The 25,034-nt window shown below is 45.2% G+C and carries 22 protein-coding genes; all 22 read right to left on the bottom strand.

What is annotated here, in order from left to right; all coding sequences use genetic code 11:
* Positions 1 to 15: 15 nt before the first annotated feature.
* The 22 genes from NXH67_RS09070 to NXH67_RS08965 all read right to left on the bottom strand — a co-directional run bounded on the left by NXH67_RS09070 (position 16) and on the right by NXH67_RS08965 (position 24,961).
* The gene (locus tag NXH67_RS09070; protein WP_022779670.1) at positions 16 to 1,371 is read right to left on the bottom strand and encodes an ABC transporter ATP-binding protein; all 1,356 of its coding nucleotides are present in this window, start codon (positions 1,369 to 1,371) and stop codon (positions 16 to 18) included.
* A 26-nt stretch (positions 1,372 to 1,397) separates the two neighbouring features.
* Positions 1,398 to 2,420, bottom strand: a complete 1,023-nt coding sequence (locus tag NXH67_RS09065; protein ID WP_272797185.1) for an ABC transporter permease — start codon at positions 2,418 to 2,420, stop codon at positions 1,398 to 1,400.
* The gene (rfbC, locus tag NXH67_RS09060) at positions 2,396 to 2,941 is read right to left on the bottom strand and encodes a dTDP-4-dehydrorhamnose 3,5-epimerase (protein WP_022779672.1); all 546 of its coding nucleotides are present in this window, start codon (positions 2,939 to 2,941) and stop codon (positions 2,396 to 2,398) included. The genes NXH67_RS09065 and rfbC overlap by 25 nt, the downstream gene beginning before the upstream one ends.
* Before the next feature lie 25 nt (positions 2,942 to 2,966).
* Entirely contained in the window at positions 2,967 to 3,452 is a 486-nt protein-coding gene (locus NXH67_RS09055; protein WP_272797184.1) for a hypothetical protein, read from the bottom strand.
* A gap of 109 nt (positions 3,453 to 3,561) precedes the next feature.
* Positions 3,562 to 4,431: a glucose-1-phosphate thymidylyltransferase RfbA gene (gene rfbA, locus NXH67_RS09050; RefSeq protein ID WP_022779674.1), complete on the bottom strand. Its 870-nt coding sequence runs from the start codon at positions 4,429 to 4,431 to the stop codon at positions 3,562 to 3,564.
* A 28-nt stretch (positions 4,432 to 4,459) separates the two neighbouring features.
* Entirely contained in the window at positions 4,460 to 5,545 is a 1,086-nt protein-coding gene (rfbB, locus tag NXH67_RS09045; RefSeq protein ID WP_022779675.1) for a dTDP-glucose 4,6-dehydratase, read from the bottom strand.
* Positions 5,546 to 5,610: 65 nt separating this feature from the next.
* Positions 5,611 to 8,775: a GH25 family lysozyme gene (locus NXH67_RS09040; RefSeq protein ID WP_272797183.1), complete on the bottom strand. Its 3,165-nt coding sequence runs from the start codon at positions 8,773 to 8,775 to the stop codon at positions 5,611 to 5,613.
* A 78-nt stretch (positions 8,776 to 8,853) separates the two neighbouring features.
* Positions 8,854 to 9,195, bottom strand: coding sequence for a multidrug ABC transporter (locus NXH67_RS09035; RefSeq protein ID WP_272797182.1), 342 nt, complete (start codon positions 9,193 to 9,195; stop codon positions 8,854 to 8,856).
* Positions 9,192 to 9,569, bottom strand: a complete 378-nt coding sequence (locus NXH67_RS09030) for a transporter (RefSeq protein WP_272797181.1) — start codon at positions 9,567 to 9,569, stop codon at positions 9,192 to 9,194. Before NXH67_RS09030 ends, NXH67_RS09035 begins: the two co-directional genes overlap by 4 nt.
* A gap of 45 nt (positions 9,570 to 9,614) precedes the next feature.
* Complete coding sequence (locus tag NXH67_RS09025; RefSeq protein ID WP_272797180.1) at positions 9,615 to 10,589, bottom strand: hypothetical protein; 975 nt, start codon at positions 10,587 to 10,589, stop codon at positions 9,615 to 9,617.
* 24 nt (positions 10,590 to 10,613) lie between these two features.
* A complete protein-coding gene (locus NXH67_RS09020) occupies positions 10,614 to 11,708 on the bottom strand; it encodes a hypothetical protein (RefSeq protein WP_272797179.1) in 1,095 nt (364 codons plus the stop codon).
* Positions 11,709 to 11,720: 12 nt separating this feature from the next.
* Positions 11,721 to 13,157: an MBOAT family O-acyltransferase gene (locus tag NXH67_RS09015; RefSeq protein WP_272797178.1), complete on the bottom strand. Its 1,437-nt coding sequence runs from the start codon at positions 13,155 to 13,157 to the stop codon at positions 11,721 to 11,723.
* An 18-nt stretch (positions 13,158 to 13,175) separates the two neighbouring features.
* Positions 13,176 to 14,141: an ornithine cyclodeaminase gene (locus tag NXH67_RS09010; protein WP_272797177.1), complete on the bottom strand. Its 966-nt coding sequence runs from the start codon at positions 14,139 to 14,141 to the stop codon at positions 13,176 to 13,178.
* A gap of 3 nt (positions 14,142 to 14,144) precedes the next feature.
* Positions 14,145 to 15,956 carry an aminotransferase class I/II-fold pyridoxal phosphate-dependent enzyme gene (locus tag NXH67_RS09005; protein WP_272797176.1) on the bottom strand — a complete coding sequence of 604 codons (1,812 nt, stop codon included), beginning with the start codon at positions 15,954 to 15,956 and terminating at the stop codon, positions 14,145 to 14,147.
* On the bottom strand, positions 15,956 to 16,744 hold the full coding sequence (locus tag NXH67_RS09000) for a LicD family protein (RefSeq protein ID WP_272797175.1): 789 nt from the start codon (positions 16,742 to 16,744) through the stop codon (positions 15,956 to 15,958). The genes NXH67_RS09005 and NXH67_RS09000 overlap by 1 nt, the downstream gene beginning before the upstream one ends.
* 13 nt (positions 16,745 to 16,757) lie before the next feature.
* Positions 16,758 to 17,546 (bottom strand): hypothetical protein, encoded by a 789-nt coding sequence (locus NXH67_RS08995; RefSeq protein ID WP_272797174.1) that lies wholly within the window; start codon positions 17,544 to 17,546, stop codon positions 16,758 to 16,760.
* A gap of 1 nt (position 17,547) precedes the next feature.
* Complete coding sequence (locus NXH67_RS08990; protein WP_272797173.1) at positions 17,548 to 18,690, bottom strand: DUF6077 domain-containing protein; 1,143 nt, start codon at positions 18,688 to 18,690, stop codon at positions 17,548 to 17,550.
* A gap of 14 nt (positions 18,691 to 18,704) precedes the next feature.
* A complete protein-coding gene (udk, locus tag NXH67_RS08985) occupies positions 18,705 to 19,325 on the bottom strand; it encodes a uridine kinase (RefSeq protein ID WP_272797172.1) in 621 nt (206 codons plus the stop codon).
* 15 nt (positions 19,326 to 19,340) lie between these two features.
* The gene (locus NXH67_RS08980) at positions 19,341 to 20,834 is read right to left on the bottom strand and encodes a hypothetical protein (RefSeq protein WP_272797171.1); all 1,494 of its coding nucleotides are present in this window, start codon (positions 20,832 to 20,834) and stop codon (positions 19,341 to 19,343) included.
* Positions 20,835 to 20,858: 24 nt separating this feature from the next.
* Positions 20,859 to 22,322: an MBOAT family O-acyltransferase gene (locus NXH67_RS08975; protein ID WP_022779689.1), complete on the bottom strand. Its 1,464-nt coding sequence runs from the start codon at positions 22,320 to 22,322 to the stop codon at positions 20,859 to 20,861.
* A 14-nt stretch (positions 22,323 to 22,336) separates the two neighbouring features.
* Positions 22,337 to 23,275, bottom strand: a complete 939-nt coding sequence (locus NXH67_RS08970; protein WP_272797170.1) for a glycosyltransferase family 2 protein — start codon at positions 23,273 to 23,275, stop codon at positions 22,337 to 22,339.
* Positions 23,276 to 23,374: 99 nt separating this feature from the next.
* Positions 23,375 to 24,961 carry an NAD(P)/FAD-dependent oxidoreductase gene (locus NXH67_RS08965; RefSeq protein WP_022779691.1) on the bottom strand — a complete coding sequence of 529 codons (1,587 nt, stop codon included), beginning with the start codon at positions 24,959 to 24,961 and terminating at the stop codon, positions 23,375 to 23,377.
* Positions 24,962 to 25,034 lie beyond the last annotated feature (73 nt).

Below are 25,034 nucleotides of genomic sequence, written 5' to 3'. Positions count from 1 at the left end.
GTCCTTGTCAAATGTTTACTCTGCGTCTTCTACTGTGCATGTGGAATTCATGTCATAATAGCCGACGGTGTTCTTGTCGGAAACGACCGTGATATTAAGGGCATCGTAGAGCCTGTGATACACGGTAAAATCGTTCTGCTTAAAGCCTGTAACTCCAAAGCTGATAAGGTATTCACCGCCCTGAAGCGACATATTCTGGGTAAAAGTGATCTCCTTCACATCCCCGGCCTTAACAGGCTCAAGGAATGCCTTCTCCACCATGGAGTTGGTACCCGTTATCTCAATTCCCATAATGTTCTTGAAAGTAAAGGCGAAAATCGGTGCCTGAACATCCTGGGTAAATCTGACCTTCATATGAACAGAGAAATCCGTTCCCTTTATAATGGAGCTGGTTCTAACGCCATTAGAATCCGTTACGAAATACTCTTCTATAGTCGCTGCTCCGTCGCCGTATTCAAGAGTGTCGGGATTGACTGCATCGGCCTTGCCGGCGTTGTTATTAGTCTTGTCTTTAGCCTTGTCGCTGCTGCTATCCTTGATCTTATCCTTGGAACGTTTGTCGGCATTAGCTGCGGCCTCTCTTATGTCCTCATCGTCAAGGAGATTGTCGATATCGCTCTTGGGAAGAGGATACTGTCCCACAAGAACCTGCTTGTAGATATCGATCATCTTCTTAGGGGTGCCTTCTCCAAGGAGTACGCCCTGGTTCAGAAGAACCGCCCTGTCGCAGTACTTACTGATACTGGAAAGGTCATGGGATACAAAAAGAATGGTCTTACCCTGCTTCTTGAACTCTTCGAACTTGTGATAGCACTTAGCCTGGAAGAATACGTCTCCGACTGAAAGTGCCTCATCTACGATAAGTATCTCAGGATCGATATTGATGGCCACCGCAAAAGCAAGGCGGACAAACATACCGCTGGAATAGGTCTTGACCGGCTGGTATACGTAATCACCGATGTCTGCAAACTCCAGGATTGCATCCAGCCTTTTCTCTATCTCTTCCTCGGAAAAGCCGATCATCATACCGTTCAAGTAGATGTTGTCAATTCCGTTGTACTCCATGTTAAAGCCGGCGCCCAGCTCCAAAAGAGCTGAAATATGTCCGTCAACATTAACCTCTCCCGCAGTCGGTGAGAGTACCCCTGTTATGATCTTGAGGATAGTTGACTTACCGGAGCCGTTGGTTCCGATGATTCCTACGGTCTCGCCCTTATGAATCGAAAGACTTACGTTGTTAAGAGCAAGGTGCTCCTTGTACTTTTTCTTCCTGGCAAGTCCAAGCGAGTCCTTAAGTCTGTCCATGGGCTTATCGTAGAGTTTATATGATTTGGTGAGGTTTTTTACCTCAATAGCTATATCTTTTTCCATTTATACTCCAAAAAGCAGCGGTATTATCAAAGGATATCTGCAAAGTGTGGCTTGGACTTCTTGAAGATCAGGGCTCCGAGACAGAAGGTTGCCACTACAAAAAGCCAAAAATATGTTGAAGAATAAAAATGCTCAAAGAACCATGTGTCACCGTAGATGGCGTTACGGTAGCCCTCAACGATGTAGGTCATGGGATTGAGCTTGATCAGCCACTTAAACTTGTCTGGAACGATCTCTATGTTCCACAGAATAGGTGTATACCACTGGAACAGCTGAAGTCCGATATTGATGATCTGCAATAAGTCCCTGAAAAATACTACTATTGCGCAGGTAGCATAACTAAGAGACAGGACAAGTATAAACTCACAACCCATGTAATAAATTATCTGCAACCAGTAGATGTTAGGATAATAACCATAGATGCAGGCGATTATCATAAGAACACAGATAAAGAAAATGTGAATGAACATAGCTGCTATTATCTTGATGATCGGCAGAATGCTTATCTTGAACAGTACCTTTTTTACCAGATAGTTATACTCCAGCAGCGATGTGGTTCCGTTGGTAAGAGCTTCTGTAAAGAAAAACCAGGGAACAAGACCGGTTGTAAGGAAAAGAACATAGGGAACTTCAATTCCTCCTGAAACCGCCTGGGCTCTCTGATTGAAAATAATATCAAACACAATATAATACATGCAAACAGTGACCACCGGCTGTGCCAGTGCCCACACTATGCCCATATAAGAGCCTGCATATCTTTTTTTGAAATCATTGACGGCCAGCCTTTTGATGAGCTTCCTGGAATTCCACAGCTCCACAGGCAATACAGTAAGCTTGTCATACCAGGCAAAAACCAGTATGCAGCTCACAGCGATAAGGGTGCATCCGCAGATCTTCTTGAGCATCTCTGTATGCGGATCTGCCAGGGGGTTATTGTGGAGAATCACCACCAGGGCAAGGGCAAAGGCCAATACATAGAAAACGCCCAAGCCTATATGCTTGGGAAGTTTCTTAAGTCCGGTATTCAATATTCCTTGATTCCTCCCCATTTTGTATCCTTATCAGAAAAGATAAGTTCTACTCCATCCTGAAGGGGCCACTCTACGCCGATATCGGGATCGTTCCAGATAAGTCCTCCCTCGTCATTAGGATGATAAAAATCAGAACATTTGTAAGCAAACTCTGCGTAATCGGAAAGAACCAAAAAGCCGTGCGCAAATCCCTTGGGGATAAAGAACTGCTTCTTGTTCTCTGCTGAAAGCACTACTCCGAACCACTTTCCAAAGGTCTTGGAATCTCTTCTAAGGTCAACGGCAACGTCGAAAACCTCACCGTTAATGCATCTTACAAGCTTGTCCTGAGGAAATTCCTTCTGGAAATGAAGGCCCCTGAGAACTCCTCTCTTACTTGCTGACTGATTGTCCTGAACAAATTCCACATCGATTCCGGCGTTAACAAAATCATTTTTGTTGTAGGTCTCAACAAAATAGCCTCTCTCATCGCCGAATACCTTGGGTGTGATTACCTTAAGTCCCTCTATTTCACATGTTTCTACTGTTATCTGTCCCATTTCAAATTCTCCAAAATATGATTTCTTAATGTGCTCCCGAAGTTCCTTCTACACTGTCGGAAACGGGAATCACTGAAGGGAGTGATGCTCCCTCATTGCTAATGTCAGCTCCGGCCTCAGCATCAGGGTTCTCAAGCTGACCCACAATTGCCATGCCGGTACCTGCGGTATCTTCCTCCATCTCGGAAGATTCATAGGCTGCCTCCTCCGTAGCCTCGGAAGAAGCAGAAGACTTCTTGATCACAACAACGGAAGGAACCTTCTCTGTCTCGTCAAAAAAGTCCTCATCATATAAAAAGCCGTTAAGGTTATCCCCTATCTGCTCTCCATATGCCTCTTCGGCCAGAGTAAGAGAAACCGCCTCAGAGCTCTCCCCGGTAGCGGCGTTATTACCCTTTTTGCCGAAAAGTCCGCCTATTTTGTCTGCGTTGGTAGCATAGACAATAACTGCAATAAGTGCAAAAACACTAATTATGGTAAGTAGAGCCATTCTAAATACTTTAGAATCCATACTTCGCTTCGCTCCGTAATTGGATTGTCATGAAAGTCTGCTTCGCAAAAAGGACAATCCGTTGTGCATCATATTCTCACGATCTGTGCAGCGGCGTGCGCAGTTCTGCTTATAGACCGTTTGCAACTTCTACTAGATATTTACCGTAATCAGTCTTCATAAGAGGCTCAGCCAGCTTGAGCAGCTGCTCCTTGGTGATGAAACCTCTCTTGTAGGCTATCTCCTCGATGCAGGAGATGTACAGGCCCTGTCTCTTCTGGAATGCGCATACGAAATCAGCTGCATCAAGAAGTGAATCGTGATTGCCTGTATCAAGCCATGCAAAGCCCCGACCCATGGTCTCTACACGGAGCTCGCCGCGATTTAAGTACTCATTGTTGATGCTGGTGATCTCAATCTCACCTCTTGCAGAAGGCTGTACATTTGCTGCAATCTCAACAACCTTGTTATCGTAGAAATACAATCCGGGAACCGCATAGTTACTCTTGGGATTCTCGGGTTTCTCCTCGATGCTGATGGCCTTGCCGTTCTCATCGAACTCAACAACGCCATAGGCTCTGGGATCTCTTACATAATATCCGAAGATTGTTGCTCCGCTCTCTCTTGAGGAAACTTCTCTAAGGAGCTTGCTAAAGCTCTGACCATAGAAAATGTTGTCACCGAGAACAAGGGCTACCGAATCCTTGCCAATGAAGTCTGCACCGATAATAAATGCATCAGCAAGCCCCCTTGGCTGCTCCTGAACAGCATAAGAGAACTTCATTCCAAGCTGCTCTCCTGTTCCAAAGAGCTCCTCAAACATAGGAAGATCCCTGGGAGTTGAAATAATAAGCACCTCTCTTATCCCTGCCAGCATAAGTGTGGAAAGGGGATAGTAGATCATGGGCTTGTCATATACGGGCATCATCTGCTTGGACATTGCCCTGGTAAGAGGATAAAGCCTGGTTCCTGAACCGCCGGCTAAAATAATACCCTTCATGTTATAAATCTCCTTTTACAATAGACGATCAGCGGTTGCTGTACATCGCTTCGTAGTACTTCTCATAGTCGCCGCTGGTTACGTGCTGCAGCCACTCCTGATTCTCGAAGTACCATTTGATAGTCTTCCTGATACCTTCCTTGAACATGGTCTCAGGTTCCCATCCGATCTCGGCCTTAATCTTATCGGGAGCGATGGCATATCTTCTGTCATGTCCCTTTCTGTCTGATACGTACTTGATAAGATCGTAGGAGATCTTAGCCTTTCTGGGATCTGAATCATCAAGCTCTTCTCTCAGAACATCAATGATGGTCTTAACGATCTCAATGTTCTGTTTCTCATTATGTCCGCCGATATTGTAGGTCTCGAAGAGCTTGCCCTGCTCCTGAACCATATCGATAGCCTTGGCGTGGTCCTCAACAAAGAGCCAGTCACGAACGTTCTTGCCATCGCCGTATACAGGAAGGTCTCTGCCTGCAAGGGCATTGTTGATATGAAGCGGAATAAGCTTCTCAGGGAACTGGTAAGGTCCGTAGTTGTTGGAGCAGTTGGTGATATTAGCAGGGAACTTATATGTATCCATATAAGCCTTAACAAGCATATCTGAGCTTGCCTTACTTGCTGAGTAAGGGCTGTGAGGATCATAAGGTGTTGTCTCATAGAAATATGCGTTAGGATCCTCGGGAAGTGAACCGTATACCTCGTCTGTACTTACATGAAGGAACTTCTTGCCCTCCTTGAAGGAACCGTCGGGAAGCTCCCATGCCTTCTTGGCTGCGTTCAGCATTGTTGCTGTTCCGAGAACGTTGGTCTGAACGAAGACCTCGGGATTGACGATGGATCTGTCAACGTGGCTCTCTGCAGCGAAATGAACTACTCTGTCGATGTCATTCTCTTCAAAGATCTTGTTAATGGCATCTCTGTCGCAGATATCGGCTCTGATAAAAGTATAATTATCTCTGCCTTCTATATCCTTGAGGTTCTCAAGGTTACCTGCATAGGTAAGTACATCCACGTTGATGATACGGATGTCGTTGTCGTACTTCTTAAACATATAATGAATGTAATTAGATCCGATGAATCCGGCTCCGCCGGTCACTAGATAAGTTCTCATTTAATACCTTCTTTCCAAAAAATCAAATTTTTACCGAAATAGTATACCACAAAAATTTGTCAAATTTAATAGCAAATATTCATGTCCACGTTTCCGCTTATACCCGATATTCTACCCTTTGAGGTATACTGCCACATATCATATCGTGATGCGCTGTAGGTAGGCTCCTTGGCGTACTGTGCAAGCCAGATATGATACTTGCTGATCTGGGAGGTGTTGATATAGCTGGTAAGCCAGGTCTTATTGGCATAAACACCTGCCTTGTATCCCGCAGACTGAATTGTTCCGCAGAAAGCCTTGATATTGGCTGTTCTCTGGGATACGCTGATGGAGTCTCCTCTTCCGCCGCTGGCCTCAACATCCATATAAACAGGAAGCTGTATGCCATAGCCGCTGAGGAGATTGATGACCATTGAGGCCTCTTCTACCGCCTCAACCTCGTCCACAGCCTGTGAGTAGTAATACACTCCGACTCTGAGACCTGCTGCAAGGGCTCCTCTGATATTGGTCCTGAAGGTTGGATCCTCTACCATAACACCTGTTGAATAGCCTCTGTAGCCGCATCTGATGATAGCGAAGTTTACTCCGGAGTTCTTGACTGCCTTCCAGTCAATGTTTCCGTTGTGCTTGCTGACATCGATTCCGACTGTAGGTGCGGATTTGGCAAGAACACCGTCTGAACCGAATACATATTTTACATGGTTGATGACCTGTTCTCCGGTCACATAATTGCCGCTGTTATCATAAAAGTATGTCTTGCCGTCAATGGTTGCCCAGCCGTGATATATCTTGTTCTTGTTCTCAACTTTCTTATAGAAAACCTTGTAGGACTCATAGTCCGCATAGGTCGCAACTCTGTACTTGCCGTCGGACTCAAGGACATAGAGTGTATTGCCGTCCTTATCCTTAAGCTCCTGATGAACTACTGTCACATCAATAACGGCGTCCTCATAGCCTTCAGCAGATACTGTGATCTTGCAGCTTCCTTTGCTGACAGCAGTGATGGTTCCGTCATCGGATACCTTGGCGATATTCTTGTCGCTGGTGCTGAAGGAGAGCTTAAGTCCTGACTCCTTGACCTTGATCTTCTTGGTCTGCTTCTCGTAGAGAGTAAGGCTTGTGATCTCAATAGGAACCACAGCTGACTCGAGCTTCTTGGTAACCGTTACCTCTACCCTGGCATCCTCATAGCCCTTGGCGGATACGGTAATAACTGCAGATCCTTCGGCAACTGCTGTTACAGTTCCCTTCTTATCAACCTTGGCAACTGAGTCGTTGTCTGAGGAGAATTTGCACTTGGCAGAATCATCGGTACATTTAATTACATAGGTCTCCTTCACATACATTGACACGCTGTAGTTTTCAAGAGGAACTCTGCCGGTCTCGATGACTTCTTCCTCCTTCTTGGTAACAGTTACTGTCACATATGCGGCTTTGTAGCCTTCGGCGGTTATGGTTATTGTTGCGGTTCCTTCAGCTGCGCCTGTTATTCTGCCATTGTCATCAACATAGACAACAGAGGAATCGCTGGTCTCGAAATAGAGGGTTGCATCTGCAGATGCCTGGATGGTATCCATTTCGCCGACTTCAAGTGTAAACGAGGTCTTATTAAGGGATATCTCCTTGGGCTCGTCCACTTCTATGGTTCCGCTCTCACCGGGAGAGTCGTTACCTTCGCCGGTATTTCCTTCGCCGCCTCCGTTTTCACCACCTTCCTCTTCATCGGTGGTGAGTTCTTCGGAAGCGCTTTCCGAAAGGGGGCTCTCAGAGAACCTTCCGAGGGTCTTGATGGTAACCTTGGAGGAGCCGCTGGGCTCAGGAACATCTTCCTTCTTAACTTCGGAATAGGTTGTTGTTCCGTCACCGTCGCCGTCTTTGACCCAGCTCTCTCCGTCCCAGTCAACGGTATCGGCAAGCTCGGATTCTGTCTCCTGTCCGCCCTTTGCCTCTTCCTGGGCAACATTTATCTGGGACTCTTTCTTAATCTCGTTCTTAACATCCACTGCCTTCATCTCAACAGTATCTTTTACCTTGATGGTCAGTGTCTCGGTGCTGAGTTTATAATCTGAATAATTTGAGGGCAGCTCCTTGGGAGTTACCTTGTAGGTTCCAGCTGTAAGCTTGGTCTTATAGATGATTCCATCCTGATCATGGTCATCATAGGAAACGGTGGTTCCGTCGGGAGTCACAACCGAGATCTCAAAAGGCACTCCGCCTATGAGCTTGCCGGACTCCTTGTCCATGAACTTGACCTTGATATCGCTCTTAATGGAGGTGAGGGTAACCTTGACTTCGCAGCCCTTCTGCTCCTCTTCGGGCTCCTCTTCCTGCTCCTCCATAGCTTCCTCGCTGATAAGCTCTGCTGCCATCATCTTGGCTCTCTGGGCATCGGCAATGGCGATAAGTCCGCTCTGTCCAACGACCTGAACATCATCAAGGGATGCTCCGACTTCCGCAAAAGCGCCAAGTTCGTCGTTCTTGCTCATGGCGGTTGCATACAGAGTTGCTGTCACAACTGCGCCTGTAACAAGTATTATTGCAAAAACAGCCGCTATACGCTCAACAGCTGTAGCTGATGCGATAGCATCTCCTATACGCGCAAAGAAAAGCGCAGCCGAGCCTCTGCCAGACTTCCTTGCAGGCTTCTTCTCATAGTACTCCTCATCATATTCATCATCTTCATAATAGGAGTCGTCGTACTCGCTGTCTTCATAGCGGTCATCTTCGTAGCCGTCGTCTTCGTAGTAATCGTCCTCGTAGTCAGACTCTTCGTAGTCATCGCTGCCATGTTCCGGCTCTTCATCGTAAGAGCGGGCATTATCAGAAGCGCGCTCATTGACTTCATCTGTATCAGGCGCCTTAGACTGAGGCTCATCCACGGGCAGAATCTCATCCTCAGGATAATCATCATCGTCAAGATAATCCTCGTCCGTAAACTCGTAATCCTTAACAGGCTCAGCCTCGGAAACGGGTGCCTTCGGCTCTTCTTCGACTCTTCTTACGCCTGACTTCTCATAGTATTCCTCAAGCTCCTCCTGGGAATACTCTTCGTCTTCGTAGTCTTCTTCGTATTCTTCGTCGTAGTCCTCTTCGTAATCCCCGTCAGAGTCCTCGTCCTCATAGTAATCATCTTCGTAGTAATCGTCTTCGTAATACTCTTCTCGGGCGTCAAAATCTTTGCTGCGTTTGGTATCGTTTTTTCTCCCGAATAATTTCAAACCTTTTTTCATTAATGTCTCCCCCAAAAAGCTCTTAAAATATACATTCTTACGTAAAATTCTAACATTTAACCGCTATGACGGCAACTTTCAGCCAAGGCCGTAAAAAACCGCAATGCCTCCAAGTATCAGCACCATGCCTATAAGCTTTCTGATAGTGAACTTCTCCTTGAACACAAGTCTTGAAAGAAACATCACTATGATATATCCCAGAGGCTCCATTACAACAACGCCCATATATCCAAGGCCGTCATAACAGAATATCGAGATGATCATTGATATCATCAGCATTCCGTAGCCGCCTATAACAAGGACGTTAAGGTATTCCCTGATAAAAGAGGGATATTCCTTCTCCGCACTCTTTTTAAGAAGGATCTGTGATGTGGAGGCGATAAGCTCAGCCAGGATCATAAGAAGGAAAAATACATTCATTGTTTCTTTTCCTCCTCTTCTTCGGAGATTCCGCTGTTCATCACCATGACACCGATGACAACCAGCACCACGCCCACTACCTTGAAGGGGGTGATACCGTTATGGAAGATTATGAAGTTCCATACCATTGACCACATGAGGGTCAGAGCCTTGTTGGCATAGGCTATGGACAGCTGGAACTTCTTGATCATCTGCTGCCAGATAAGGGCATAAGCCGCAAGTATAACAAACTCAAGCCCAAAATAGAGTATGTACCCCCAGGATAAAAACTCATGCTTGGAGGCAAGGTTTGCAGCTACGGTGGACAGTGAATATACCACCACTGCGCTCTGAAGCTGCAATAAATCTACTATTCCCAATTTTTTCTTTTTCATAATTCCGCCCTGTAGCTCTTAATTCTAAGTATTGATATCTATTTCTTAATCCCTGTTATAGATCGCACTTACAAAGTGGGATGCTATATGCTCGTTGCAGGCTGCGTTGGTATGAATGTTGTCAAGAAGCCAGCCTGAGCTGTTGTCCTCATGAACAGTGCCGTAATAATTGTCGATAAATGACACGCCGGTAGCTCCGGAATTGTCGATCATAAACTGCAGGTAAGTTGTAAGCTTGCCGTTGCCGAAATCATATCTGTCGCCGCTCACAAGTGCTCCCGTGGAGTCATAGGCATAGCACATGGTAAAGGACATGCATACGATCCTGATGTGAGGATACTTCTCCTGGAATCTCTTAATTCCGTAGTTAAGGGCGCCGCTGTAGGTGATGGGATCCTGATCGTTGTCGGGATTCATGCCGACTCTGAGCTTGAGATAATCGGAAGCATCATAGAAAATAACCAGAGTATCCACCTTGTCAAAGTCCACGTCGCGAAGCTTTCTGGCATGGTCCTCATAGGTGTAGTCCGTATAGTTGGAAGCGCTGTCCACAAGCATATCAAGGTTGCCGTCAACGATGCAGTCGATGACATTCTTGAAGCTGTAGATATCAGCAGGATAATTGTCCTGTCTCTCAGCATATTTAAGCGCTACCGTAGTGTCGGGGAAACCGCAGTTATATACGGTTGCGCCAAGCTTGGAGCCTATCTGCTCCACAACTCCTGTCTCGCCCTGATCATAGGTAATCGCATCATTTCCGAGAAACAGTATTGTCTCGGTGCCGTCATCCTCGTGGCCTGCCTTCTTTTCCTCAGGCAGCACAAAGATCTGGTCAAGAACCTCTACCTCGGCATCAACTCCTGTCTGGCCTTCAGTCTCCACGGTTCCGCTGTTCCATTTAATCAGCTTGTACAGTGAAAATACAATTACAACAACAATAACAGCCAGTACCGAAATATGAACCCATACAGGGATCTCCGATAAAAAGCTTTCCTTTTCAGCATTTCTTTTTTTACTCATACCTAGCATCCTTCCCGACCGGTATTACCAGTCTTTTGAAAAAAGAGTATCATAATCAAAATCAGCTATGATCTGTTTCATCTTAAGAAGCTCATTGTCCATCTCATCCACGCTGTGAACCTCATGGGTTCCGTTTGCGAAACATTCCACCATATACCTGTTGATCTCAGGCTTGTAATGAGAATAATCAGCGTAGTTATTAAGATCCGTAACCTCCTCCATGTTCTGGAAGTAGTACAGATGAACATTATCGTATTCAAGAAGCCTCTCCGCAATATACCTGTACTGGGCAAAGGTGGCATCATAGGAATTCTCCTGCATCACATTGTGCCAGTAGAGAATACTGTAGGGCGGGTAAAAAACGTAAAACTCCGTGTCCGGATTCTGCTCAATAAAGGGCAGAATATTGACCTCGAGGTTTTCTTTGGTCTTGGGATATACCATTTCCCAGGTCACTTCCTCAGGGTTCTTCTCAGGTTCCTCATAGGTGTGCATTACCCACTGAATATTGTAATATTCCGGTGTCCACCAGCTAAAATAGATCTCTGACAGATTGGAACCCTTTTTCTGAATAAGAGGTCTCATTATGTACTGCAGCAGCACATCCTTGTTGAGCACATATTTGACGTCGTTAAAAATGTTGTCATCATAGAGGTACTCGGGTAGCGGATATTTGGTGGTATCCGTCTGCGCTGTCATCGTAGGTACGTCCATGGCAAGAAATACAGCCTTCACATCGCTGCTATGTCTGGCGTAGGTGCTTCTGTCAAATACGATGGACAAAATATTGCTGTCATCCTTGGGATATGCCCCGCTGTAGCTAAGTTTCACGGTATTAAGCCCCATGAATTCGTGAAAATCGTCGGTGTCAAAATTGACAGTCATGGAAGATCCGATAATGCAGGAATCGTACTTCATATTCTGTGCCATGCCCGGATTCTGGCTGAGCTGGTTGTCCACTATATAGGGAAAGCTCTCCAGGGGCTCGTGATAATGGAAAAAGGGATCCACATAGATCACAAGGCAGCTGCAGGCCGCAAAGAAAAGAAGCAGCATCGCCAAAAGGGCCAAAAAGCACCGCTTTCCTATGGAGTTTTTATCTTTTTTGTTATTATCCATGGCTTCCTTTCCTTAGAAATTCATATATAAAAAGGTGCTGACGCCGGCAAAGCTCACTATGCTCCAGGCAAGAAGCACAAAAGTAAGAACCGTACTTCCAAGGCCTATTCTGCAGTCCTTCACCTTCCTAATTGCATTTTTATTAAAAAAGATCATTACACAGGCGGCCGCCAAGAAGCCCCAGAGGCACACATCCCAGGCAAAGCTCAGCTTCATTACGGGTGTCACCTTAAGGATATACCAGATCTCATCCAGCTGGAAGCAGGAGGAAAAGCCTGCCGGTAATGCCTTTTTTCCTCCGGTAACCATTTTGGTAAAAAGCTTAAGGGCATCACTTACGGTGTTCGCTCTGAAAAATACCCAGGCCGCTGTAACGTATGCAAAGGTCAAAACAGTCTTAACCGTTCTGACAAAAACATTTCCTGTCTCAATGTTTTTCCTGTCACCCATAAGCATTCTGGTGATGACATAGAGCACGCCGTGCATGGCTCCCCAGACAATAAAGGTAAAGCCGTTTCCGTGCCACAGTCCGCTTATAAGGAACACTATCATAAGATTCAAGTAGGTTCTGGCTGTTCCCTTCCTGTTTCCTCCAAGAGGGATGTAAATATATCTTGTAAAAAAGCCTGTGAGGGTGATGTGCCAGCGCTTCCAGAAATCCACGATGTTAACTGCCCTGTAGGGTGAGTCAAAGTTAAGGGGCAGCTCCATTCCCATCATCATGCACACAGCGGCAGCCACGTCGCAGTAACCGCTGAAATCAAAGTAAAGCTGGAAGGAATAGAACACGGCTGTAAGAACCGCTTCCAGACTTCCAAGGCTCTCCAGTGAGGAATAGCCAAAATCCACCGCTGCTCCGAAGGTATCCGCAAGGATAACCTTTTTAAAAAGACCGACAGAAAATAAAAGCAGGGCTTTCATAAGCATGTCCCAATCAAGGACGCCTTCGAATGAAGCTCTTTTTTCCCTCTGAAAATCCTCGAATCTCATAAGAGGTCCCTGAAGGAGCTTTGGGAAAAACAGTATGTACAAAAGATAGTCCGTTATCTTATCTTCACTTTTTTCTCTGTAGGAGTCCACCAGGTATGAAATCTGGTTAAAGGTATAAAAGCTGATGGCCACTGGGAAGAATACTCCCGCAAACTTAAAGAAAAGCAAGGCTATGCAGTTACCGGCAACACCGGCAAAAAGCAGGACTTTCTTCACCTTATCCGCTGTGCACTTCCTGATAAGCAGCAGGATAACAAGGTTAAAAAGAATGCTTGCCCCAAGAACAATAAGGTTCCTCCGGCCAAAAAGGGCATAAAAAATAAGAGAACCGGCCAGGCAGTAGCAGGTAAGAACCTTATCTGCTGCCGGCTTCTCTCTGAGTGCTTTTCTTATTATGAAAAATCCCGCCATAAACAGCGGCAAAAACAGTAGTGCAAATTCGTAAGAGTTAAAAAGCATAAAAGACTTCCCCTGTGATCAAACCCAGAATTTCTCCACGGGCTCTTTCATATCTGAATCAGTCAGCTTGGAAAAAGCCTGCTGATCCTGTAAAAGAAGGTGATAAATGTGTACAGCATAATTGATATCATGAATAGAAACGCCGATATTGTAGGCCAGTATTCTCTCGCTGTCAGACTCTCTGCCCGGGGCCTTCTTGCAGATAACATCGCAGACCTCCGCAAAGCTTTTAAACTTTGAAAAGTTCTTAAAGTCTTTTACATGATCTGTATCGTCAGCATACACCTTATCAAAGAAAAGGTCGCAGTTCGTAAAGCCTCGTGTATGGATAGGAACCACCAATACGCCCTCGTCGAACCAATCATCCTTAGCTATATCATCTTCAAAATAGGTAGCACCGGAAACCACTACCTCTGAGCCCTTAATACACTCCTTTACGGAATCAACGATCCTGAACTCTATATTATCAAAGTCTTTGAACCTCTCGGCAAAATCCTCTGCCTGGTCCTTGTAGCGAAGAAGCTTTACCACAAGCTTTCTGTCTGTGATCATGGATGCAAGTATCAGCATGGTAGTCCTTGATACGTTACCAAGGCCGATAAATCCAAGGGCGGTAAAATTCTTTTTTGCAAAAGTAAGAATTGAATTAACCGCCACTGCGCCTGTTCTGTAGGCTGTTATCCAGTTGCCGTCCATAAGGGAAAGAAACTCGCCGGTTTTTGCGTCAAACAAAAGAATCTTACTGTCGAGGGAAGGCCTTCTTTCAGGATATCTGGTCACGACCTTGACCCCGCCCATCTTACCGTAGGGAGTATCTATTATACTGGGCATGACATTGCAAAAAACATTGCCGGGAAGATTCATATGAGTCTTGGCAGGAAGAAAAGCTGCGGCTTTATCAGCGATCATCCTCTCTGTCCATTCATAACAGACCCTTGGGGAAACCTTCAAATTTGCAATATCTTCAAATCCAACTATTTTCATAGATCAGTCTCCTATTTCTTCCTTAAGCGCAGCAAGCAGAATATCGTTATCCTCAGTGTTTCTTACCGCCAGGCGAAGGTAATTGTGGCCATTGGTCTTGGTGGTCAGTTCCTTGATAAGAAGGTTATGCTTTATAAGGAGCTTTTTAAGTAGCTCTTTAGGAGAAATATCATCATCCAGCTGTACCATTACAAAGTTGGCCTGTGAAGGGATCACCCTGATCTTGTTTATTTTTGAAAGCTGCTCTTCAAATCGCTTTCTCTCATCCCTGAACTTCTTTAAAGCCTCTGCATAGTCCTTCTTGTACTTTTCTTCAATCTGCATATAAAACTCACCAAAGGAGTTGATATTCCAGATTGCCACATCCTTTTTCATGGATGCTATAACCCTGATATCTCCGGATGCCAGAACCCCGAGCCTAAGTCCCGGAACGCCATAGGACTTGGAGATACTCTTCATCACAAAAAGATGCGGGTTTTCCGAAAGAATACTCTGCTCAATAAGGGTGTTGTCCGGCTCGTCTGAAAAATCCGCAAAGGATTCATCAATGACAAGCTTTATGTTCTTTTCTCCTGCCCAGGAAATAAGACGAAGAAGATCTTTTTTAGGTATATAATTGCCGCTTGGGTTATCCGGGTTAACTACCACAAGGTTCTTAATATCCTTGTCTGCGAAAAAGCTTATAATGTCATCACAGGTATAGGAATAATCCTTGTTTTCCGGCACAAAATTAACAGAAGAGTCAGTGTCATAGCGGTTTGGATACTCATCAAAGGTAGGACGGATAAATCCTGTTTTTCCCTCAAAGTTCTCCATAAGGCTCTTGATCAGCTCCGCGGCGCCGTTGCCCACAAGTATATTCTCAGTGTGGACGCCGAAATTCTTGGCCGCCAGAAGGCTGTTCACACGCATTCCCGAAGGGTACTGTGTCAAAAGAGTATCGAAATTTGCCCTGATCTCATCCTTCATTTTCTCCGGAGGATAATATGGGTTTACCAGGTAGCAGAAATCCAAAAGCTTAGGGTATCTCCAGTATCCGCCATAGCGTCCCTGAAGAAGTCTTACCTTTTCGTCTTCATCGGGAGTGAAGATCGACTCTGCGATATCCAGGTCCTGAATATCGTCAATCTCATACCATCTCTGGCCATCAAGCCTCTTTGCCCTGATCTCGGGATCATCCAGCATGGTTATAACTCTGAGCACCTGTTCGTAATATTCGTTCTGACCCAGAGCAGCCTGATATGCCGAAAGGAACGGTACATAGTGGGTCTGTGAAAAGTGCCTGCTGAATTTATATATATTTACAGTTTTGTAGTAATCCTTTATCTCGTTAAATTTGAATTTTTTACCGGGAATAAACGCCTCGATGCTGTCATCCTCAGAGAGTTTGACACAGGTTCCGTCCATCCAGGCTTCATACTTGTCAACAAGGGCCAGTGTCGGCCTTGGATCCTCTATAAGAGCATCAAGAACACTGTCCTCAAATATAAGATCCGATTCAAAAAGAAGTGTATCCTCTTCCAGAAGATAGTCCCCGGCCAGGGACAATGAATATATATTGTTGGTCCTGTCATAGATGGGATTATCGATATACTCAATAGGTGTCTTTATTCCCAGCGTTCCGATATAGTCAATAAGTTTCCTGCCCTCATAGCCAACAACAATGACTATTCTGGACAAGTTCTTTTTTTCAAGCTGGCCAAGCATTCTCTCTATCAGAGATACTCCGTTGACCTTTACCATACATTTTGTATTATTCTGGGTGAGTTCTTTTAATCTCTTACCCATTCCGGCTGCCAGAATTATTGCCTGCATTATTCGTTCTCCTCGAAGTGTACTATTCCCATCTTTTTGGGTGTCATATAGTCTCCGTAGACGAGCCTTAACTCCCTGTCATAATCTTTGGGACAGGGGAACTTGTCTTTTTCCAGAAGGACCATGGTGGCTTCCTCGTAGGTATCAAAGTCGTACAGTGCCTGAATTCCAAAGGCAAAATTACTTGTGAACCTGCAAGGGGTCTTAACATTTTCGTATTTTCTCTGCTGCCTGTCATACATTCCGATAAGCTTTTCCAGGGAAAAAAGTCTGCCTATCAGGCCGATAAAAAATATTCCAAGCTTCTGAGGGCCTTTATAATCGCTATAATCTATTCTTTCCCTCTTGGAAATGCTAAGGGCATGTATCACCTTCAGCTTAAAATACATTTTCTTAAGGGCCTTGCCATCCGGTATGCGGTCCACAAGAAAAACGTCCACAGCAGGGTGATTCTGAAGGCTTCCTGTCTCTTTCAGAATATACTGCGTGTTAATTATTCTTGGAACGAAATCAAAGAAATAAGGCTTGTTATCTATTGGCTCTGTGAACTTATAGGGCGCCTTAAGGTTTGCTTTCATGGCACTTTTAAAGCGCTCATAGTCTTCTCTCATAACCTTTATGTCTATGTCATCATCCCAGGGGATAAAGGCATTGTCTCTTACGGCGCCGATTTCTGTGCCAAAAGCAAGAAAATACCGGATGTCGTTCTCTTTACAGATCCTGTCAACCTCCAGCAACATGTCATAAAGAATATTGTGAAGCTCGGTTATCGATTCTGCTTTTTTCATATTTAATCTTCCATCAATTCTCTAATATTTCCGGATCCACGTAGATAATATATTTTCCCACGGTATCCATCACCTTAAGTCCCAGCTCCGTAAGATCTGCATCTATCTTCCTGTCCTCCGCAAGGATTATATAGCTGCACTTGGTCTCTCTGGTGGCATTCACAAGTTCCTCGGCATTTATGACCTTTGGCTTTTCCATAACCTCAAAAACAGGGTTATAGTAATCCTTCCCGGGCTCCAGCATCTCTCTGCCGTAGGGCATAAGGATATTTGTGTCATACTGCCTTACAAAATGAACCAGCTCAGAAGGGAACGCCGCCCTGACACGAGGCTTTCCCTCATCAGGGGTTATCCTGTCGCAGATCTCTATCACATTATCCGGAATGTGGTACAGGTTCTGGGCAACAGAGACATACTGATTGAGATAGACCAGTGAGCCGCCGGCTGCTATAACCGCAAGTATAAGCGCCATTACAATGCGTGAAACCGCTTTTTTCTTAAAAGAAAAGATGAGTTTGCAGGCTGCGTAACCTATTACCGCATACATGGGAATAAGCCACAGCACCCGGTAATATGTATCGCCTCCATCGCTATTAAACACAGCAACATAAACAATCTTGGTCACAGGGAAAAGAAATCCCGCCAATACAACAAGAGGGAGGATTCCCAACATGACCTTCTTTTTGATATTTTCTTCTTTGAACGTAAGATAGATGGCCGCTGCCAAAAACAGTACCAGCAGCACTCCGTTACCGCCGTATAGCTTAAGGGCCACCCAGCATTCCATAAAAATTCCGTACATATCAGGCCCCCCGTAAAGACATGTAAACAAGCACGTATATCATACTTGGTATCACGCTGACAAAAGCGCCCAAGAGACATGTCCATTTTTTTCTAAAAAACAACAGTACCAGTGTATAAAGAGCTACCAGACCTCCTCCGAAGACTATTCCTAAGGAGCTGCAGATGCCGGAAAGCATATTTACAAGAGTAAGAATGAACCAGGGCGCCACCTTCTGCATCCAGGTGAGCTTCCCGTTTCCTGAGGTTTCTCTGATATCCTCAAGGAGCCATAAAAAGATCCAGAGAATAAGGGGAAATACCAGGTTGGCCACCATAGCCTTACCCTGCCAGGTTCTCATGAGAAAGAAGGTGGCCGGGGTATAAATTGACACATTTCCAAACATCATAAGGAAGGATACCACCAGCATGAATACAGGGATAACTTCCTGTCTTCTTCTGAAAAGGATTCTTCCTATCTCAACATAAACAAGGTACACAAAAGGAATAACAACCAGCGGAATGATACTGTGAGCTACTATGGTCGAATGAACTCCGCTGCCCTTTGCCACAAAGGCAATCCACATTGTTATAACCGCAAAGGCATGTCTGATATCCAGGCTGGTGGAAATACCCGTATAGGGGTGAATTGTGTTCATAACATCCGCCTGCTGAGCCAGCAGGGATTCAACCACATAATAGGCATCATCACCGTCAAAGCTGGACATAACAACTGCCAGCACCATCTGAACCGCTAAAAGCACAAAAAAGATACCCCAATAGATCCTGGACTCCACTGAATAATCCAGTTTAAGCCCCTTGGGATCAGACCTTGGGCTCATCAGCTCATGGGCTCCCGCATGGGTATCTCCTGGAAATACCGATAAAAAGCTTGGTCCTTTTTTTACAAGCACAAGTATGAGTCTTGTAAGTCCCAGAACCGCCAGCACAATTGAAGAAGCGAAAAAATATCTGTAACAGTATCCGAAGGCTCCATAGGTAATCCTCGTCATACAAGGGATGGCAATGATCTCAAAAAGTCCGAAATAAGCAAGATATCCCAGTATGAAGGTAATGCCCACGGTGCGTCTGAATATGGGAAGTATGCCGTTAAGTAATATTCCGATTAGCATCGGAACAATCAAAAGCCATAGAATTAAAAGCATTGGTAACTATCCTCTCATTTAGACATTACGAGCTTAAGATGCTCCTGAAGGATGCCGATTCCGGTGGTGTTCTCACCGCCTCTTGGAATAATGATGTCGGCATATTTTTTGCTGGGCTCAACGAACTGCTCGTGCATGGGCTTAACAGTCTCTCTGTACTGCATAAGAATTGAGTCGATGGATCTTGCTCTCTCCACCATGTCACGTCTGATTCTTCTCATAAGTCTCTCGTCGGCATCGGTCTCAACGAAGACCTTGATGTCCATAAGGTCCCTGAGTTCCTTGTTCTCAAGGATAAGAATACCTTCAACGATGATTACCTTCTTGGGAACAACATGGACAGTGGCATCTGACCTGTTATGGATTGTGTAATCATAAACAGGCATGTCAATTTCCTGATTGTTCTTGAGCTTCTTGATATCCTCGATCATAAGATCGGTGTCAAAAGAAGCGGGATGGTCGTAGTTAAGTCTTGATCTGTCCTCATAGGAAAGGTCGTCATGGGCCTTGTAATAGGAGTCGTGATTGATGACAACAATATCGTCTCCAAAGCTCTCCTTTATCTTACGTACTATTGTGGTCTTTCCTGAAGCTGTTCCTCCGGCTATTCCAACTATACAAATCTTCTCGCTCATAATATTTCCTTTCCTTTAATCCGTTCTGTATCTGTTTCCATAGGACCTGTAAAATCTGTGGGTCAGGACCTCTCCGCTGACCGGGTCATAGGTGATGACCTGAATATCGAAGTCAGCGTGCTCATCGTCATACAGGTAATTCATTTCCTCATTCTCTTCGGCATAGAGGAACCTGAATCTTGCCTCTACAGGCTGATAAATTAAGTTACCCATAGCCGTGGGAACGCCTCCCAAAAATCCGTCATCAAAGGCCTCATAGGTCTTGCCGCTTCCCACATCGTTTATAAGGATGTAGGGGCCGTTAGCCTGATAGATGGTGTCTGTTCCTGCGATGTTACTCACCATTTTCCTCAGAGTATCATCGTGGAAGGCTCCGCTTCCCTGATTGAAGTAGACAATTCCTGATACCTCATTAAGAGATAGAAGTTCAAGCTCCGTGTACAGATCGTCTTCCGATGCTGCCATATCTGAAATGCTACCGTAGTAAGCATCTGCCTTGTTCTGCCAGTCACTGTAGGAAGCATCTCCTCTATGATCTGCAAGGTCCGCGTTGTCTGTAAGCCACTGTCCCAAGAACCTGCTTACCTTCTCGGCACCTGAGGCATTAAGGTGTCCTGTGTCGTTGAGATCCGTCCTAATATCTATTATATCCTTATCAAGCATATTAATATATGGCACGCCATATTCACCTGCGACAGCGCCTGCACTGTTTGCTGCGATCTTGTCGTCTGTATCTGCGCAGAAGGGAAGATAGGTAACAACAACTCCTATGCCGTCTCTCTGACACTCATCGATGATCTTGCGAAGATACTCCTGTCCCACGGTGTGCCCCGATAAAAGAGCTCCCTCCTGAGGATCCGGGTAAGTAACCGGAGTCTTCTCAACATCATATCTCATCTCAGCTCCAAAAAGCTGATTCCTGTCAGCATTTCCAGTAAGAGCTCTGTAGTCATTCTCGTCAAGTTCGCTCCATCTGTCATGATATACAATGAAATCGAACAAAAACTGATTTCTCTTGTCCGGGTCTTTGATAAGATCGTTCACCGCCGCAATCTTGAGCCTGCCAAGAGGCCATGCATCCATATTGAGATGGAGCTGCTCCACAGAGGTATTAATATCCCCGGGATCTGCATTCTCCTCCATCACATCAAGATACTGATAGTCCTTCTCAAGCATATAGGCATCAACCACAACCCACTTGGGCTTGCAGTAGTCCAGCGCCTCAATGAGCTCCCAGTAAGTGGCCTGCATTACGGAGCCATGGCCTCCCATATTGTAGGAGGTTATGCCGTAGTTCCTGTACAGAGTTGCGGGATTAACTGCGTTGATCACATGGGAGGAGCCCATAAACAACACATCAATCTGATCGTTTTTGGCTTTGTCAAAAAAGTCTGCGTATTTGTAGCTGCTCTCTTTTCTTCTCACCACCACTATCGCTGCCAGAATGCAGACTGCAAGGAGTAGGAAAAAAACTGCCGCTTTACAGAAATTCAAAATCTTAGTTTTCATAAGCACCTGTTTTCGTATTTTTTATCAGAACTGCTGGTAAATAAAGCTGGCTGCATCGTAGCCGGGACCCCAGATACCACATACCAGAATCACCAAAACCGCCGCGATGGCTACAAGGTATCTAAACCATATTCCCTGAGCCATAATCTTCTCTCTGATCACAACTCCCTTGTAATTCATGATGTCGACTATCACAAGAATGCCGATGCCGATCAACGCCAGCAGCATATTGGCTTCGTTAAGGCCATGAGCAAATAACTCGCCGCTTGTGAGTGCCCAGGGCGCGGGATGCATACAGGTCTTAAGTATTCCCACTGCCTGCGAAACGCTGTCAGCCCTGAAGAATACCCATGCAAAATTAACCAGCAGGAAGGTAACGATAACCTTATAGAGCACGTGTGAAAAAGAGCTTCGGTTTACCTTAAAGAGCTTAACTGCTCCATCTCTTACAGGCTTAAGAACAAACCCGATTATCTGATACACAGCATGGAGAAGTCCCCAGAGTATAAAGGTGTAATTCGCTCCGTGCCACAGACCGCTCACAGCAAATACAATGATGATATTGATGTATTTCCTGACAGTTCCCTTCCTGTTTCCTCCAAGAGGGATATAGATATAATCCTTGAAAAAGCTTGAGAGAGATATATGCCATCTTCTCCAGAACTCTGCGATTGACATGGACAGGTAGGGGCTGTCAAAGTTCTTCATAACATCTATGCCAAGTATTCTGGCAGCTCCGATGGCAATATGTGAATACCCGCCAAAGTCACAGTAGATCTCGAAGGTATAGAATATCGTGGCAAGAAGCGTGACAAGACCGCTTGTGCCGCTTCCCGAATACACGGAGTTAACGAAGATTCCAAGTCTGTCGGCCACCACCAGCTTGAGGAAATATCCCCAGAGCATCTGCATGGAGCCATCCCTTAATCTGTCATAGTCAACGGACAGCGGATAAGAAAACTGAGGAAGGAGATCTCCTGCTCTCTCAATAGGTCCCGATATAATCTGAGGGAAGAAGGATACATAGAGCGCATATTTGACTATGTTTCTCTCGGCCTTAAGATCTCCTCTTTTGACATCAATAAGATAGCTTATTGCCTTGAGCACATAGAAGGAGATTCCAATCGGTGCGATGATGCGTGATGCTATAGTGTCCTGCGCTTCTTTCCCGATAATGCCAAAAACAGTTCTCTCGAAAAAGCCCAGGTATTTAAGGACCAGGATCATTCCGATGTTGATAATAAGACAAAGTACAAAGATAAGTTTGTCTCTGCCTTTTTTGTCTCCCTCTTTGTCCAAAAGAAGTCCTGCAAAATAGGTGGTAAGTATGGACAGCACAAGAACTATCGAGCCCTTTACATCAATACTTAAGTAAAAGGCGGCACTTGTAATAAACAGCCATACATATCGCCATTTTCTTGGGATTATGAGATTTATCAAAACCACTATGGGCAGGAATATCAAAAATCCAAAAGATATGAACTGCATTGCTCCTCCAAAGTTTAGAAATTAATCCTTTTTTCTTCTACCACAAGAGGTCTTCCGATGACACGGGTGTTGATATTGAGAATGTACTCACCCATAAGACCTATGAACAATAGCTGAATCGCTCCCATCATGAACATTCCGATGATCATGGGCGCATAGCCCGCATGGAAACTATACCAGTGGGTCAGCTTAAGGACCAGATACACCAAAGCCACGATGATATCGATGAGAGCTATCACAAAGCCCGCCATGGTGCAGAGGCGAAGGCCTACCTTTGTATAAGAGGTGATGCTCAACATGGCTGCATCGTACAGAGTATAGAAATTGTTGTGAGTCTTGCCGGCCTTTCTCTTAGGCTGCTCGTACTCAACGGTGGTCATGTTGAAGCCCTCTCCGTACTCCGCAACGATTCCTCTGATGAATGGAATGGGATCGTGAAGGCTCCTAAGAAGCTCAATAAAGGTCTTATCATAGAGCCCGAAGCCGGTGAAATGCTCAATCATCCTGACATTGGACATATTCTTGATAATCTTGTAATAAAGGGTTCTAAGGAAATAAATAAACCCGTTCTCCTTACTGGAGGACTTGACTCCGCTGACTATTTTGTGGCCCTCTTCCCACTTTTTGACAAATTCGGGGATGAGTTCAACGGGATCCTGGAAATCGGCGCAGACAGGAATGACGCAGTCTCCGTCAAGGGAGATCATTCCGTAAAAAGGAGAATTGAACTGGCCGAAATTGGTGACGTTAAAGATTGCTTTGATCTTACTGTTGCCGGCGCAGATCTGTTCTATCTTGTCTCTTGTGCCATCGGTGGAGGCGTTGTCGATGAAAACAATCTCATAGTCATAGGAGGACAGCTTTGTCTTAAGAACCTCCTCAACGGCTGATGATATGCCTTCCACGTTCTCCACTTCATTAAAACATGGGATCAAAATACTAATCTTTTTCATAAATAAAACCTCTAAAATAAAACTACAAAAAACAAATTGCTACTACGAAATAAGTGCGGTGCAATGAAACACCGCACCGCATTATTTAATGTTTGTGTATTAGTCTATCTCTACAGAGTCGTCCTCAGTCTCCTTGTCGGAACTGGTCTCGTGATACTCCTCCTCGGTGTTGACATTCCAGATGTTACTGCGATCTGTAGCGCCGCTAAGGATATTCTTAACAACCTCAAAGGATGTGCACATTGAATGGTCGATGTTGTTGTATCTGTGCTGACCGTTACGTCCTACGCAGTAGAGATTGTCGATGGTATTAAGATAAGCAACCAGCTTGTCCATCTCATCATAGGTGTCAAAGTAAGCAGGATATGCCTTCTTAACTCTCTCCATGTGATAATCCATAACCTGAGCTGCATCGTCGATAAGTCCCAGGGATACCATCTCTGCAATTGCCATCTTAGCGAACTGATCCTCTGTCATATTCCACATGTCATCGCCTTCAAAGCAGAAGTACTCAAGTCCAACCCATACGGTGTGCTCGAGATCCTTGACAAGATAAGGTGACCAGTTGTTGTAGATCTGGAAACGTCCCATCTTAACTGTTCTGTCCTGAACATATACCCAGTTGTCGGGAACGATGTTGCCGATGGTCTTGATATTGGTCTTGTTCACAAGATTGAGCTTGGGAACAAGGACACCAAGAGTCATGTAATCACGATAAGGAAGTCCTGCTGCAATTCTTGCGGGGTCTGCGGGAACATCGTTCATTCCTGCAACCAGATCCTTGATAGGCATTGAGCTGATAACAATATCGCCGTCCATATCGATGCTCTGACCGTTCTGAGTATAGGTAATACCCTTGACGTGGTAGCCGTCCTTGCGGATTCCTGTAACCTTGGCATTCATGATAATAGTTCCGCCAAGCTTCCTGATCTCATCTGCGGTTACGTCCCAGAGCTGACCGGGACCGAGCTTGGGATATTTGAATTCCTCGATAAGGGAAGTGTTAACCTTACGGTTCTTAACCTTAAACAGTCTTCCAAGATAGTCTCTGATAATTCCGAAGATGGAAAGGCCCTTGGTTCTCTGCTTGCCCCAGGAGGCGTCGATCTCGCTTGGATGTCTGCCCCAGAGGTTCTCGGTGTAGTACTCGAAGAACATCTGATAGAGCTTCTTACCGAAATTATTGATATAAAGGTTCTCAAGATTGTCCTCGGGTCTCTTGTGGAATACGGAGCCCATGTATGAGAATCCAACCTTAAGAGTTGTAAGGAAACCAAAGTTCTTGAAGGTCTCTGCCTTAAGTGAAATAGGATAATCATAGAACTTGGAATCAAAGAGAATACGGGATACGCGGTGTCTCTTCAGCATAACCCTGTCTGTCTTCTCCGGATCGGGACCGCCCTCTGCCATGGTCATAGGTCTGCCCAGTACTATATCGTCGTATGTGGGTGAGCCCTGCTGAGGGAGCATCTTGTCCCACCATTCGTTGACCTCGGGAACCTTGGAGAAGAATCTGTGTCCTCCCATGTCCATTCTGTTACCCTTATAATTTACGGTTCTGGATATTCCGCCGAACTGCTCAGTCTCCTCAAAAACAACTACTTCGTAGTCCTTGGATTTGGATAAAAGTTCGTAAGCAGCTGTGAGTCCTGCGGGTCCTGCTCCGATAATTAGCGCTTTTTTCATTGATTTTTCCCCTGATTTACATAGTATCTCTATTAAACAACATAAGTAGTATAACGCAGTAAGTCCATTTCTT

Source organism: Butyrivibrio sp. DSM 10294 (assembly GCF_028539135.1).
Classification (GTDB): Bacteria; Bacillota; Clostridia; order Lachnospirales; family Lachnospiraceae; genus Butyrivibrio.
Note: the sequence above shows the minus strand (reverse complement) of the source record. Positions and strands in the feature narration are given on the sequence as shown.

What these genes read in the sequence shown, in the direction of transcription:
- NXH67_RS08990 (WP_272797173.1), bottom strand. Translation starts at nt 18,690, where the DNA reads ATGCTTTTAATTCTATGGCTTTTGATTGTTCCGATGCTAATCGGAATA.
- NXH67_RS08995 (WP_272797174.1), bottom strand. Translation starts at nt 17,546, where the DNA reads ATGTACGGAATTTTTATGGAATGCTGGGTGGCCCTTAAGCTATACGGC.
- NXH67_RS09005 (WP_272797176.1), bottom strand. Translation starts at nt 15,956, where the DNA reads ATGCAGGCAATAATTCTGGCAGCCGGAATGGGTAAGAGATTAAAAGAA.
- NXH67_RS09000 (WP_272797175.1), bottom strand. Translation starts at nt 16,744, where the DNA reads ATGAAAAAAGCAGAATCGATAACCGAGCTTCACAATATTCTTTATGAC.
- NXH67_RS09055 (WP_272797184.1), bottom strand. Translation starts at nt 3,452, where the DNA reads ATGGATTCTAAAGTATTTAGAATGGCTCTACTTACCATAATTAGTGTT.
- NXH67_RS09070 (WP_022779670.1), bottom strand. Translation starts at nt 1,371, where the DNA reads ATGGAAAAAGATATAGCTATTGAGGTAAAAAACCTCACCAAATCATAT.
- udk (WP_272797172.1), bottom strand. Translation starts at nt 19,325, where the DNA reads ATGAGCGAGAAGATTTGTATAGTTGGAATAGCCGGAGGAACAGCTTCA.
- NXH67_RS09020 (WP_272797179.1), bottom strand. Translation starts at nt 11,708, where the DNA reads ATGGATAATAACAAAAAAGATAAAAACTCCATAGGAAAGCGGTGCTTT.
- NXH67_RS08980 (WP_272797171.1), bottom strand. Translation starts at nt 20,834, where the DNA reads ATGAAAACTAAGATTTTGAATTTCTGTAAAGCGGCAGTTTTTTTCCTA.
- NXH67_RS09040 (WP_272797183.1), bottom strand. Translation starts at nt 8,775, where the DNA reads ATGAAAAAAGGTTTGAAATTATTCGGGAGAAAAAACGATACCAAACGC.
- rfbB (WP_022779675.1), bottom strand. Translation starts at nt 5,545, where the DNA reads ATGAGAACTTATCTAGTGACCGGCGGAGCCGGATTCATCGGATCTAAT.
- NXH67_RS09030 (WP_272797181.1), bottom strand. Translation starts at nt 9,569, where the DNA reads ATGAAAAAGAAAAAATTGGGAATAGTAGATTTATTGCAGCTTCAGAGC.
- rfbA (WP_022779674.1), bottom strand. Translation starts at nt 4,431, where the DNA reads ATGAAGGGTATTATTTTAGCCGGCGGTTCAGGAACCAGGCTTTATCCT.
- NXH67_RS08970 (WP_272797170.1), bottom strand. Translation starts at nt 23,275, where the DNA reads ATGAAAAAGATTAGTATTTTGATCCCATGTTTTAATGAAGTGGAGAAC.
- NXH67_RS09065 (WP_272797185.1), bottom strand. Translation starts at nt 2,420, where the DNA reads ATGGGGAGGAATCAAGGAATATTGAATACCGGACTTAAGAAACTTCCC.
- rfbC (WP_022779672.1), bottom strand. Translation starts at nt 2,941, where the DNA reads ATGGGACAGATAACAGTAGAAACATGTGAAATAGAGGGACTTAAGGTA.
- NXH67_RS09015 (WP_272797178.1), bottom strand. Translation starts at nt 13,157, where the DNA reads ATGCTTTTTAACTCTTACGAATTTGCACTACTGTTTTTGCCGCTGTTT.
- NXH67_RS09025 (WP_272797180.1), bottom strand. Translation starts at nt 10,589, where the DNA reads ATGAGTAAAAAAAGAAATGCTGAAAAGGAAAGCTTTTTATCGGAGATC.
- NXH67_RS08965 (WP_022779691.1), bottom strand. Translation starts at nt 24,961, where the DNA reads ATGAAAAAAGCGCTAATTATCGGAGCAGGACCCGCAGGACTCACAGCT.
- NXH67_RS09010 (WP_272797177.1), bottom strand. Translation starts at nt 14,141, where the DNA reads ATGAAAATAGTTGGATTTGAAGATATTGCAAATTTGAAGGTTTCCCCA.
- NXH67_RS08975 (WP_022779689.1), bottom strand. Translation starts at nt 22,322, where the DNA reads ATGCAGTTCATATCTTTTGGATTTTTGATATTCCTGCCCATAGTGGTT.
- NXH67_RS09035 (WP_272797182.1), bottom strand. Translation starts at nt 9,195, where the DNA reads ATGAATGTATTTTTCCTTCTTATGATCCTGGCTGAGCTTATCGCCTCC.